Source organism: Spiroplasma endosymbiont of Tipula paludosa (genome assembly GCF_964264785.1).
Classification (GTDB): Bacteria; Bacillota_I; Bacilli_A; order Mycoplasmatales; family Nriv7; genus Nriv7.
In genome coordinates, this window is record NZ_OZ183484.1 from 651432 (window position 1) to 664391 (window position 12960).

15 protein-coding genes and 1 pseudogene are annotated in these 12960 nt (G+C 25.6%); 6 read left to right on the top strand and 10 right to left on the bottom strand.

What is annotated here, in order from left to right:
* Positions 1–5: 5 nt before the first annotated feature.
* Both ACFEL5_RS03805 and ACFEL5_RS03810 read right to left on the bottom strand, forming a co-directional pair.
* Entirely contained in the window at positions 6–1379 is a 1374-nt protein-coding gene (locus tag ACFEL5_RS03805) for a glycine--tRNA ligase (protein ID WP_375315766.1), read from the bottom strand.
* A 630-nt stretch (positions 1380–2009) separates the two neighbouring features.
* Positions 2010–2954, bottom strand: coding sequence for an IS30 family transposase (locus ACFEL5_RS03810; RefSeq protein WP_338966716.1), 945 nt, complete (start codon positions 2952–2954; stop codon positions 2010–2012).
* 58 nt (positions 2955–3012) lie between these two features.
* Here ACFEL5_RS03810 and ACFEL5_RS03815 point away from each other — a divergent pair, with 58 nt between their 5' ends.
* Positions 3013–3375 carry a transposase family protein gene (locus ACFEL5_RS03815; RefSeq protein ID WP_375315734.1) on the top strand — a complete coding sequence of 121 codons (363 nt, stop codon included), beginning with the start codon at positions 3013–3015 and terminating at the stop codon, positions 3373–3375.
* A 59-nt stretch (positions 3376–3434) separates the two neighbouring features.
* Positions 3435–3800 carry a transposase family protein gene (locus ACFEL5_RS03820; protein ID WP_342224590.1) on the top strand — a complete coding sequence of 122 codons (366 nt, stop codon included), beginning with the start codon at positions 3435–3437 and terminating at the stop codon, positions 3798–3800.
* Between the two features lie 6 nt (positions 3801–3806).
* Here the strand turns inward: ACFEL5_RS03820 and ACFEL5_RS03825 are convergent, their stop codons facing one another.
* The 3 genes from ACFEL5_RS03825 to ACFEL5_RS03835 form a co-directional block, all read right to left on the bottom strand.
* A complete protein-coding gene (locus tag ACFEL5_RS03825) occupies positions 3807–4343 on the bottom strand; it encodes a hypothetical protein (protein WP_375315735.1) in 537 nt (178 codons plus the stop codon).
* A 23-nt stretch (positions 4344–4366) separates the two neighbouring features.
* The gene (locus ACFEL5_RS03830; RefSeq protein WP_375315736.1) at positions 4367–4642 is read right to left on the bottom strand and encodes a hypothetical protein; all 276 of its coding nucleotides are present in this window, start codon (positions 4640–4642) and stop codon (positions 4367–4369) included.
* 239 nt (positions 4643–4881) lie between these two features.
* A complete protein-coding gene (locus ACFEL5_RS03835; protein WP_375315583.1) occupies positions 4882–5013 on the bottom strand; it encodes a hypothetical protein in 132 nt (43 codons plus the stop codon).
* A 270-nt stretch (positions 5014–5283) separates the two neighbouring features.
* On the opposite strand from ACFEL5_RS03835, the gene ACFEL5_RS03840 reads away from it, so the two are divergent.
* The 3 genes from ACFEL5_RS03840 (at position 5284) to rpsD (ending at position 7825) form a co-directional block, all read left to right on the top strand.
* Positions 5284–5703, top strand: a complete 420-nt coding sequence (locus ACFEL5_RS03840; protein WP_375315737.1) for a hypothetical protein — start codon at positions 5284–5286, stop codon at positions 5701–5703.
* A gap of 133 nt (positions 5704–5836) precedes the next feature.
* Entirely contained in the window at positions 5837–6781 is a 945-nt protein-coding gene (locus ACFEL5_RS03845; protein WP_338966716.1) for an IS30 family transposase, read from the top strand.
* A 429-nt stretch (positions 6782–7210) separates the two neighbouring features.
* Positions 7211–7825 (top strand): 30S ribosomal protein S4, encoded by a 615-nt coding sequence (gene rpsD, locus ACFEL5_RS03850; RefSeq protein WP_342189590.1) that lies wholly within the window; start codon positions 7211–7213, stop codon positions 7823–7825.
* Positions 7826–8498: 673 nt separating this feature from the next.
* Here rpsD and ACFEL5_RS03855 read toward each other — a convergent pair.
* The 5 genes and pseudogenes from ACFEL5_RS03855 to ACFEL5_RS03875 form a co-directional block, all read right to left on the bottom strand.
* A pseudogene (locus tag ACFEL5_RS03855) lies at positions 8499–8702 on the bottom strand (ankyrin repeat domain-containing protein); the annotation flags it as partial.
* Positions 8680–9075: an ankyrin repeat domain-containing protein gene (locus ACFEL5_RS03860; RefSeq protein ID WP_375315767.1), complete on the bottom strand. Its 396-nt coding sequence runs from the start codon at positions 9073–9075 to the stop codon at positions 8680–8682. The gene ACFEL5_RS03860 and the pseudogene ACFEL5_RS03855, both read right to left, overlap by 23 nt.
* A gap of 112 nt (positions 9076–9187) precedes the next feature.
* Positions 9188–10372, bottom strand: a complete 1185-nt coding sequence (locus ACFEL5_RS03865) for an ankyrin repeat domain-containing protein (RefSeq protein WP_375315013.1) — start codon at positions 10370–10372, stop codon at positions 9188–9190.
* 38 nt (positions 10373–10410) lie between these two features.
* Positions 10411–10686 (bottom strand): hypothetical protein, encoded by a 276-nt coding sequence (locus tag ACFEL5_RS03870; protein WP_375315014.1) that lies wholly within the window; start codon positions 10684–10686, stop codon positions 10411–10413.
* Positions 10687–10926: 240 nt separating this feature from the next.
* The gene (locus tag ACFEL5_RS03875) at positions 10927–11913 is read right to left on the bottom strand and encodes an IS30 family transposase (RefSeq protein WP_375315015.1); all 987 of its coding nucleotides are present in this window, start codon (positions 11911–11913) and stop codon (positions 10927–10929) included.
* Between the two features lie 550 nt (positions 11914–12463).
* Between ACFEL5_RS03875 and ACFEL5_RS03880 the strand changes: the two genes are divergently transcribed.
* Positions 12464–12949: a hypothetical protein gene (locus ACFEL5_RS03880; RefSeq protein WP_375315016.1), complete on the top strand. Its 486-nt coding sequence runs from the start codon at positions 12464–12466 to the stop codon at positions 12947–12949.
* The last annotated feature ends 11 nt before the right edge of the window (positions 12950–12960 follow it).

Here is a 12960-nt window from a genome sequence, read left to right on the forward strand (position 1 = left end):
ACACTTTAATTTTGTTCTTGCAAGTGTTTAAGGTATTTTCTTAATTTTCTAACTTTTACTCGTTTTTGCACCATCGTGTCGCGAAAACGCACCGTTACACTTCTTCTTCACCGTCTTAAGCTTTTAAAATCAACCGTAATACAATAAGGCGTTCCAATAGCATCTTGACGACGATATCTTTTCCCAATATTTTGCGTTTCATCATAAGTTGCTAAAAAATCGTTAGCTAACTCTTCATATAATTTATACGCTTCTTCATTTAATTGCTTACTTAAAGGTAAAATAGCAATATAATAAGGAGCCAAATTATGATTTAATCGCAATATCGTGCGTTTACTATTATCTGGCAAAATCTCAACATCATAAGCATCATTTAAAATGGCCAACATTAATCTGCCAACACCGACTGACGGTTCAATAACATTCGCAAATATCTTCGCATTTAATTCTGAATCTAAATAACTTAAATCTTCACCACTATGTTCACTATGCGTTTTTAAATCAAAAGAAGAACGATTACTAATACCCCATAACTCTTGCTTACCAAAAGGAAAATTATATTCAATATCCACAGTTCGCTTCGCATAATGAGCTAAAACACTATCTTCGTGTTCATTTAAACTAAAATTACCCTGTTTAATACCAACATCTAATAAAAATTGCTGACAATAACTTAATCAATAATCAAATCACTCCGTTTGATCATTAGGATTAAAAAAAAATTCCAATTCCATTTGCTCAAATTCTCTTGTCCGAAAAATAAAGTGTCCCGGAGTAATTTCATTACGAAAAGCTTTTCCAATTTGACCTACCCCAAAGGGCAATTTCTTTCTTAAACTTCGTTGAATATTTTTGAAATTTACAAAAATTCCTTGCGCTGTTTCTGGTCGTAAATAAACAACACCTTGATCATTTGCTAAAACCCCTTGTTGAGTTTTGAACATCAAATCAAATGAACGAACCGCTGTAAAATTATTATTCTTACAATTAGGGCACACAACTTGATGTTCTTTTAATAAGGCTTGCAATTCATCAGCACGCAATTTTTGAAAATCAACAGTCACATTGCTTAACAAATGATCCACCCGAAACCGCTTAATACAACTTTTACAATCCACAAATAAATCGTAAAAATTATCAAGATGCCCCGAAGCCTCCCAAACACTACTGTTCATAATAATGGCACTATCCAGTCCAACATTCAAAGGATGCTTCGTCACAAACCGTTCCCATCACAAATGTTGCAAACGATTTTTCAACTGTGCTCCCAACGGACCATAATCCCAACTATTACTTAACCCACCATAAATTTGCGAACCCTGAAAAACAAAGCCATACTCCTTCAAATGATTAACTAACAATTCCATTCTTTTATTAATATCCGCCATAGCAACCCCGCTCTAAAAAACAAAGACCCAAGACATTATTCATTCAAATACTACTTAAATAAAACCCGAGTTCTTCACAATAATTGTATTAAATTTTTATTAAATTTTTATTTACTTTTTATATATGCAATAGCAATATCTAATGCACCAAGCAAGTATAGAATATACCGTATATTTTGTCAACCTATTATAAGGGTGTGTTACTTGTAGATTACACAGTCTTATTACATAAATTCACTAATTTTAAATATTAGAAAATATTAAATAGTTATTTCATCAATATATTCCATTTGACTAACTAATAAAATTAAACCAAAGATCGTTCCTAATAACATTGGAAAACCTAACATAATAATACTAATGGTAATAATTAAAAGTTTAATAGAACTAATTATTTTATTAGTTAAAACAATTGTTGTTAAAATAACACTAATAATTCCTACAATAGACTTGGTACATAACCTTTAATTTTATCTACTATTTTGATAATATTATTTACTAGGTGAAGTACAAATGTTAGATAAATACAAAGACGAAAATGAATTTTATAGTCTAATAGGCATAAAATATAAAACTTTCATGAAAATGGTAGAAATTGCCAAATTGTAAAGTTAAGTGCAACTAAATTATTTTTCTAACCAAATATTCGATTGGCGAAAGATAATTTAGTATTTTTCTTGGTCTTTGGTTTAAAGACAATATAAATTTATGAACTGCATTTTTAGTAGTGTTTGAAAAATTAAATTTTTTAGGAAATTTTTCTCTAATTAAACCATTAGTATTTTCATTAGTACCTCTTTGTCAAGGTGAATATGCATCAGCAAAATAAATTTTCACATTTAAATTTTTTTCAAGTTGTTGTCAATTAGCAAATTCTTTACCCCTATCAAATGTTATAGTCTTAACAAGATTATTTGGAAGAATTGATAAATAATGACTAATATTTTTGTTAATAACTTTAGTAGTTCTATTTTCAACTAATATTGCTAAAGTAAATCTTGATGTTCTTTCAACTAAAGTTATTAAACATGATTTACTTTTACCTCGTGATGATACTACAGTATCACCTTCTCAATGGCCAAGAGTTATGCGATTATTAACATTTCGTTCTTTAATGGATTTACCATTAAATTTACCCCGATTTTCTTGAGATTTTCGTTTCTTACCTTTTCTTCTTAAATTTTTACTAGTAACCTTTTCAAGTAATCCAGAATAAATTCAATTGTAAATTGTTTTAAAACTAATAATTCATTCTTGATGAAAATTTTTAATTCTGCCATAAATTTGTTCAGGCGATCAACCTAATAATAATTTTTGTTGTACATATTTTACTAATTCTCTATTTTTAAATTTATGAAAATAAACATGTAATTGTTTTCTATTTTCTGCTTTATTTTGTGCAATTAATGAAAAATAATGATTATTATCTTTATTTCTATTAACTTCTCGATTAATAGTACTAATACTTCGATTAAGATTTTTAGCTATTTCACTAATTTTTACTTTAAATTTCAATTGATTCTCAATATAAATTCTTTCATCTATGCCAAGATGTTTGTATCCCATATAAAAACTCCTTAAATTTACTTTTTCTAAAATAAACTTAGCATCATGAAATTTTTATATGAAATCTTTTGCAATTTTATTTACTTGCACTTACAAGTATAATTCAGCAATTTTAAAAGAAGCTAAAGCTAAACAAAAACAAATTGGTGGTAGACCAAATAAATTATCAATAGAGCAAAGATTACTTATGACTTTAGAATACTGAAAAGAATATAGTACATATCGTATTATTGCAAAAAAATATAATATTAGTCATGTTAGTTGTATTCGTAATATCTTTTGAGTTGAAAATACTCTAATAAAAAATAGTCACTTTCATATACCTGGCAAAAAGATATTATTGGAACATAAAGTTACTAATAATAATTTATTAGCAATTGATGCTACAGAAATTCCAATTGAAAGAATTAAAAAAAACTAAAATTATTATTTTCTGGTAAGAAAAGGCAACATTCATTAAAATCGCAAATAATTATTGATTTATTTAACAATAAAATTATTTCAGTAGATTTTTGTTATGGCAGTATTCATGATTATAAGTTATTTTTAAAATCAAATACACTTATAAATCCAAAATTAGAATTAATTGCCGATTCAGGCTATCAAGGTTTGCAAAATGTTCATAAAAATACATTATTGCCAATTAAAAAGAGTAAAAATAATCCCTTAAATCCAGATAAAAAGGAATATAATAGCTTTTTAAGTAAAGTTAGAATTGCCATTGAACATGTTTTTGCTAGATTAAAAAGATTTAAAATACTAGTTTATCGTTATCGCAATAAGATTAGAAGATTTGGATTACGATTTAACTTAATTTCAGGAATATATAATTTTGAATTAAGCTAGTTATAGTTATGTACCAAGTCTAATACAGAAAAATATTATAAAAATTAATGCTTGAGTTTCAAAATGAGCAATACTTTTTGCTAATCATGCAAAGTAATTACTAATGCTAAAAATAATAATTGCTTGTGCAACTGGCAAAATAGCCATTACTAAAGCTCCTTTTGAACCTATGGAAAACATTTTTTTGCTATTACGATTAATAAAAGTATTATTTTGTGATGATAATACAATCAATATTCCTGTAAAAATAAAAAATATTGTAAACATACTTGTAGCACTAATTAATATTCCGTGAATAATCCGAAAATATGAATATCTTAAGAAAAATCCAATAATGTTTACTAATAAGCCAATAATCATGGCACCAAAATTAATCATCAAAGAGACTCATATTCACTCAGTTGCTTTTCAATTTTCTTGAAAATAACCATATAAATAAGATAAATCAAATAAACAGAACGGTAAAAAAATAATAAGAAAGATTTGAATAGTTCCTGAAATAACTATCCCACTATAAAATAATTTATCTTTATCTAAAATCATATTTTATTTTCCCATCACATAGTCTATTTTCCAACAAAATAAAGCGGTATTAAAGCATAAAAATGAATAACCACGCCATTATTATTTGCTCAATAACTAAAATCTGCTCCCATTATAGAAATAATGCCAGAAACAATAGAAGTTACATTTCCCACAAAGTTTGGTAATTGATCACCAATTATACTACCAATATCTCCGCCATTATTTAAAACATGGGCAATATTTAAGCAATCACTAGCATCTAAATGTAATCTTCAATAACCAAATCAATATCAATAAAATTCTGATCAAACATACATAACGGTTTCATTCTTTTTTACATTTAAAATAATTTTATTATTTTCAATTGTTAAAACATTATTAATAAGTAAATATGAAATAATAGTTTTATAGTTTTTTTCATTAATAACACTTATAGCATTAATCGGTAAACTATTATATCATTCATTAAGATTATTAGTTAATTTAATATCACCTTTGGTCGCGTTTAGTTTTCTTAGGTATTGCTTTGAAGAAGTAAAACAATCAGCTAATTATATTATTTAATTACTAAACTAACCATACCTTTCTTGTTATTGTCATTTTTATTCATTAGACTTGGTACATAACTATAACATTTTATGCCGACTAAACTATAAAATTCATTTTTATCTTTGTATTTATCTAACATTTGTATTTCATCTAAAAAATAATTATCAAAATAGTAGATAAAATTAAAGGTTATGTACCAAGTCTATTACTATTCTATCATATTATTGAATTTTTACACAAGACTTGGTACATAACTATAACATTTTATGCCGACTAAACTATAAAATTCATTTTTATCTTTGTATTTATCTAACATTTGTATTTCATCTAAAAAATAATTATCAAAATAGTAGATAAAATTAAAGGTTATGTACCAAGTCTATTATATAAAAATGGAAATCATCAAGAATTGATAAAAAACATTCGTAATGTCGCTAAAAATGAATTAAATAAAGATATTAAAACAAATTTAAGGAGGGCGAGTAATTATTTCAGTAATAATAAGCACGGCATTCATAATCAAAATTTAGAATGAAATATCGGTTGTAGCATCGAGAGTGATGTATCACATTTAGTAAAACAACAATTAGGATATGGAGCAAAAATATATAATCATAAGAATTTAAATAACTTATTACAGTTAAGAATGGCAAATTTAAACAAATTAAATGTATTACATTATATTAATGAAAATATTAATTCAGAAATAGAAATCAGAAAAGAAATATATAAAAATTCATTATGAAATAAATATAATAATAAAAATGATGATAGTTGAATTAATTATAAAGGTAATGCTGTAACAAATAAATATAATAGATTTAAGTAAGTAAAAATATAAAATTAATATATATGCTGAATTATACTTGTAAGTGCAAGTAAATAAAATTGCAAAAGATTTCATATAAAAATTTCATGATGCTAAGTTTATTTTAGAAAAAGTAAATTTAAGGAGTTTTTATATGGGATACAAACATCTTGGCATAGATGAAAGAATTTATATTGAGAATCAATTGAAATTTAAAGTAAAAATTAGTGAAATAGCTAAAAATCTTAATCGAAGTATTAGTACTATTAATCGAGAAGTTAATAGAAATAAAGATAATAATCATTATTTTTCATTAATTGCACAAAATAAAGCAGAAAATAGAAAACAATTACATGTTTATTTTCATAAATTTAAAAATAGAGAATTAGTAAAATATGTACAACAAAAATTATTATTAGGTTGATCGCCTGAACAAATTTATGGCAGAATTAAAAATTTTCATCAAGAATGAATTATTAGTTTTAAAACAATTTACAATTGAATTTATTCTGGATTACTTGAAAAGGTTACTAGTAAAAATTTAAGAAGAAAAGGTAAGAAACGAAAATCTCAAGAAAATCGGGGTAAATTTAATGGTAAATCCATTAAAGAACGAAATGTTAATAATCGCATAACTCTTGGCCATTGAGAAGGTGATACTGTAGTATCATCACGAGGTAAAAGTAAATCATGTTTAATAACTTTAGTTGAAAGAACATCAAGATTTACTTTAGCAATATTAGTTGAAAATAGAACTACTAAAGTTATTAACAAAAATATTAGTCATTATTTATCAATTCTTCCAAATAATCTTGTTAAGACTATAACATTTGATAGGGGTAAAGAATTTGCTAATTGACAACAACTTGAAAAAAATTTAAATGTGAAAATTTATTTTGCTGATGCATATTCACCTTGACAAAGAGGTACTAATGAAAATACTAATGGTTTAATTAGAGAAAAATTTCCTAAAAAATTTAATTTTTCAAACACTACTAAAAATGCAGTTCATAAATTTATATTGTCTTTAAACCAAAGACCAAGAAAAATACTAAATTATCTTTCGCCAATCGAATATTTGGTTAGAAAAATAATTTAGTTGCACTTAACTTTACAATTTGGCATATTAGTGAAAATTTAATAATATTAATAATTTTTAGTGTGTAAAAATTCAATAATATGGTAAAATAATCATGAATAAAAATGACAATAACAAGGAAAGGCAGGGTTAGTTTAGTAATTAAATAATATAATTAGCTGATTGTTTTACTTCTTCAAAGCAATACCTAAGAAAACTAAACGCGACCCTTAAATAAACTTGTATTGACATTTAAGAAAGTAATTTATATAATACTTAAAGACAATTAAATCACAGCTTTTAAACATAATTAAGTTGCAAATAGATTGCTTAATCTTTTACTTTAAGTAGCCTTTGCTGCAATGGCGAATAGTAATCTATCTTAATTAGAGTTTAATTTAAACTCACTGATTTTATAATGTCAAATATATTGATAAGGGAGTTTTTATTATGTCAAGATATACAGGAGCTATTTTTAGAATTGCAAGAAGAGTTGGATTTTCAATTTTAGAAACTGGAAAAGAATTTGCTAAAGGAAAAAAGCGTACAACTGCTCCAGGACAACACGGAGCAAGAAGAAGAAAATTATCTAACTATGGTTTACAACAACAAGAAAAACAAAAAGTAAGATATATGTATGGTTTAAATGAAAAACAATTTCGAAATACATTTTTAAAAGCCAAAAAAATGAGTGGTGTTACAGGAACTAACTTTTTAATTTTATTAGAATCTCGTTTAGATAACATTGTTTATCGTTTAGGTTTAGCAAGAACAAGAAGTGCAGCTCGCCAATTAGTTAATCACAGTCATATATTAGTAAATAATAAGAAAGTTAATATCCCTTCTTATCGTGTATCACCTAATGATAAGATTACAATTAAAGAAAATTATAAGAACAATCCAAAACTGTTAGAAGCAATTGAATTAAATGCTGGAACATTGGAATTTGTTAGCTTTGATCGCAAAAATATTGTTGGAACTTACATTCGTTATCCTGAAAGAAATGAATTAAATTCGGAAATTAATGAATCTTTAATTGTTGAATGATATAACCGTATTATTTAATAATAAATTAAGTATAATTAAAGATAAGTAAAAAGACTTAGAGTGATAATCCTCTAAGTCTTTTTACTATTTAAAGTTATAAAAGATCTTCTCTTTCTCTGCTCTTTCTTTTTCTATTCTTTCTTTCTCTATCTTCTAGCATCTGCTTGATTAAATCATCATTCTTTTTTTTGTTTTGGTTTTGTTCTGACATTTCTTCATCTATAAAAGTATATTCTGATAAATTTGGTAAAGGACAACTCGGTTCTGGCTGGATATTTATTTTAGTATTAGTATTCATTGTAATTCCTGATGATGTTCCTGCTTCGTCTAAATCTTTTTGTGAAATTTCATTAACTTTAAATTTCTTAGAATTTCTATTATTTGTTGCCACTTCTATTTTTTGCTTGTGACATTTTTTATCATTAAATAAACCTTCTTGTTGTTGCTGAATATTTTTTTCCACTAAACAAATATTAGCATCACTTTTCTTAATATTCTTATTAACTTGTTCTCACATCAAATTTCTTATTTCAAAATTATTAAAATATTCTCCAAGTTCAAATGGTGTGGCCCCATTTAATCCTCTAATATTAATATTAGCGTTTGCTTCTAAGAGAATAGTAGTTGTTATGACATCACTATTATAAACTGCTCAGTGTAAGGGCGTAAGACCACAATAATCTTGCACATTAACATTAGCACCATTTTCTAGTAATAGCTTCACCATTTTAAAATCTTTCCCCATAGCTGCTAAGTGTAATGGCGTATCAAGATTATTATTTCTAATATTGACATCAGCCCGATTTCTTAATAAAAAAGTTGCTGTTGTAATCGCACCAGTAATTATTAGACTTGGTACATAACCTTTAATTTTATCTACTATTTTGATAATTATTTTTTAGATGAAATACAAATGTTAGATAAATACAAAGATAAAAATGAATTTTATAGTTTAGTCGGCATAAAATGTTATAGTTATGTACCAAGTCTATTGTAATATGCAATGGCGCTCCAATATTATTAATAACATTGACACTAGCTCCTTCACTAATTAATAATTGCATTGCTGAAATATTATTTACAAATGTCGCTTCATGAATTGGCATACTACCCACCATATTAGTAGTATTTACATTAACACCTTGTTGAATTAACATTTGCATAAATGTTAATCCGGCAAAATTGCGACTTGCGATATGTAACGGGGTATTATTATCATTAAATAGAATATCTGGATTAGCACCCCTTTCAATAGACTTGGTACATAACCTTTAATTTTATCTACTATTTTGATAATTATTTTTTAGATGAAATACAAATGTTAGATAAATACAAAGATAAAAATGAATTTTATAGTTTAGTCGGCATAAAATGTTATAGTTATGTACCAAGTCTAATAAATAATTGTGCTAATTCAAAGTCATTTTCATTTAACGCTAAATGTAGAGGCGTATCACCACTAGAAGTACAACAATTAACATCAGCACCATACTCAATAAATAACTTAATCATTTTTAAATCATCATCAAGTAAAGCTAAATAAATTGGTGATTGATTTTCAGAATCTAGTATTGTCACATCAGCACCATTGGTTACTAATAAATGGACCGCATCATAATTAGCACAACGCACAGCAATATTAAGGGCTGTCTCTTCACTATCATTTTGGGCATTAATATCAGCAGCATATGCTAATAAGCACCGAGCTAATGGCAAAACATTAATGCTCCGCATTGCAAGATGAAGCGGGGTTTCACTATTTTCATTTTGTAAATTAGGATTTGCACCATTTTCTAGTAAAAGTTGTACTAATAAAAGATTATCGTGATGGACAGCAAGATGAAGTGGCAGATCCTCTTCAGATTCTTCATCAGGTAAATTTGGGTCAGCACCAGCTTCTACTAATAAACTAGCTAATACTAAATTATTATTATCAACAGCATTATAAAGGGCTGTCAGATTGCCATTATCTTGAACATCAACATTGGCACCATTGGCAAGTAATAATTCACTTAATCTAATATTATTAGTACGCGTAGCTAGATGAAGCGATGTTTCATTATTGGGTGTCTGAAAATTAACATTACTACTATCACATTGTAACAATAACTGTGTTAGCGGGATATTACCTTCTAAAATAGCGAGATGCAGGGGAATATATCCGCCGTCAACATCATTATTAGCATTTTCTCATAATCTTGATATAATAAAATTACTTTGCTCTTGAATCGATAATTCTATTGGCATTCTAGCAATTCCTAAAATATTACTAAGATTTTCACTAACAAAAATAATTTGTGAATTTCTTGTTTGCCAATCAACATTTTCTCAATTATTAAAACAATTTTGTTGAAATGTTCGCAATTGTTCTTGTAAAAATGCTAAATTAGTCGCATCAGCATATCTTTCTTGCATATGTTGTAAAGTTAACGGATTACTCAGTTGCTCTTCAACTTGTTGTAATTGCATATTTCTATTAGTATTTAATGCCAATATTTGACATAAAAATTGCGGAATTCTTACTAGCAACCCATTTATTTGCATTAAAAATATCTCATTATTCATCCTTAAAACTTCCTATTCATTTAGCTAACTTTTAATTATTATTCACTTATTTCGTTATATTGCTTTTTTAATGATTCTGCTTTTTCTTTTCGTTTTTGTTGTTTCTCATTGTTATCTATCTCTGAAATGCAAAGTTCTTCTTGCGAACTTAAATGACTAAAATCAATAACATCACTTTTAGAGTCTCGCTTATTTTTCTTATTATTAGCACCTATTAGCACTTCTTGATAAACAGGTTGGATTAACTTTAAATTATCTTCTTGTTTAGGAAATAACTCTTCTTTAACTTTATTTTGATGCGATATTAATGGCATTATGTATAAACGACTCCTTGTTCCATTTTCAGAAAATAACTTGCATTTTTTTCGTAAACAATCAATAAAAGAAACTTCTTCATCAGTTACTATTTTATTAACATATTTAGAAATAATATTTTTTCTTCTAAAAGAATTATTTAATTTTGAACTGCGTTGAAATAAACTATATTTATCTAAGATATCACAAATTTTTTCATATTTTTTATCATCAATAGACTTGGTACATAACCTTTAATTTTATCTACTATTTTGATAATTATTTTTTAGATGAAATACAAATGTTAGATAAATACAAAGATAAAAATGAATTTTATAGTTTAGTCGGCATAAAATGTTATAGTTATGTACCAAGTCTAATATAAATTTATGAACTGCATTTTTAGTAGTGTTTGAAAAATTAAATTTTTTAGGAAATTTTTCTCTAATTAAACCATTAGTATTTTCATTAGTACCTCTTTGTCAAGGTGAATATGCATCAGCAAAATAAATTTTCACATTTAAATTTTTTTCAAGTTGTTGTCAATTAGCAAATTCTTTACCCCTATCAAATGTTATAGTCTTAACAAGATTATTTGGAAGAATTGATAAATAATGACTAATATTTTTGTTAATAACTTTAGTAGTTCTATTTTCAACTAATATTGCTAAAGTAAATCTTGATGTTCTTTCAACTAAAGTTATTAAACATGATTTACTTTTACCTCGTGATGATACTACAGTATCACCTTCTCAATGGCCAAGAGTTATGCGATTATTAACATTTCGTTCTTTAATGGATTTACCATTAAATTTACCCCGATTTTCTTGAGATTTTCGTTTCTTACCTTTTCTTCTTAAATTTTTACTAGTAACCTTTTCAAGTAATCCAGAATAAATTCAATTGTAAATTGTTTTAAAACTAATAATTCATTCTTGATGAAAATTTTTAATTCTGCCATAAATTTGTTCAGGCGATCAACCTAATAATAATTTTTGTTGTACATATTTTACTAATTCTCTATTTTTAAATTTATGAAAATAAACATGTAATTGTTTTCTATTTTCTGCTTTATTTTGTGCAATTAATGAAAAATAATGATTATTATCTTTATTTCTATTAACTTCTCGATTAATAGTACTAATACTTCGATTAAGATTTTTAGCTATTTCACTAATTTTTACTTTAAATTTCAATTGATTCTCAATATAAATTCTTTCATCTATGCCAAGATGTTTGTATCCCATATAAAAACTCCTTAAATTTACTTTTTCTAAAATAAACTTAGCATCATGAAATTTTTATATGAAATCTTTTGCAATTTTATTTACTTGCACTTACAAGTATAATTCAGCAAAAGAAAAAATAGTCATTTACTATAAATTATTTCAATATGCAAATTAAGTATATATTTCTTATGTATGATTTTTGTTGTAAAAAATTATTTTAATGTTGTTTTTATAAGCATTTTACTTAGTTTTTATAACCTTTTATTAAGAATATGTTTGTTAATATTAAATATTTTGTTTTATTAATTATTTTTCAAGTAAAAAGGTAATAAATTTTTAGTTGCTTTTCTTTCAAAATTATTCAAATCTTTACCTACCTAACAAAACTTTATGCGCCCTTTAAAAAAGGGACGAAAAATTATAAAATAATGCGAGAAATTTTCAAAAATAGTTTATAATTAAATTCCAAGGCAAAGAGACTAGAGACTGTAGATTAATTTTTGGAGAAAGGAAAAAGTGTTATTAATTTTATTAATTAGTAAAAATTCATGAAAGGGATTTGATTAATATGAAAAAATTTCTAGGAATTTTAGGAACAATAACAATAGCAGGGGGTGGAATGTCAGGTATTATTGCCAACAAACCATTTTCATCACAAATTGAAAATAATAATTTAGAAAATTTAAAACGAGATAAAAGGTGTGGGCAAAATAAAGGTTATGTAAAAAATGTAGAAGGCATTGATTATCAATGAGGAGCTACACATTATAAAACATTACTTTTTATAAAAATTAAAAAAGAATCGTGAGCTACTATATATGATAAATATGATAATTTAAGTTCGAAAAAATTTAATGAATATTTAAAAAATTTTGTTTCCATGATGCATAGAGATGACAGAGTCAATGGGAATGATTATAATAATAAAATTTTTAATATTTTATTAAATAAAATTGAAAATATTAATAATTGTTATAATTCTCTTCCTAGTAATGTTGGTTTAGATATAGTTATGAGAAGTAGCGGAGAATTTAACTATGTTACAAGACAATAAAAATATTTAAC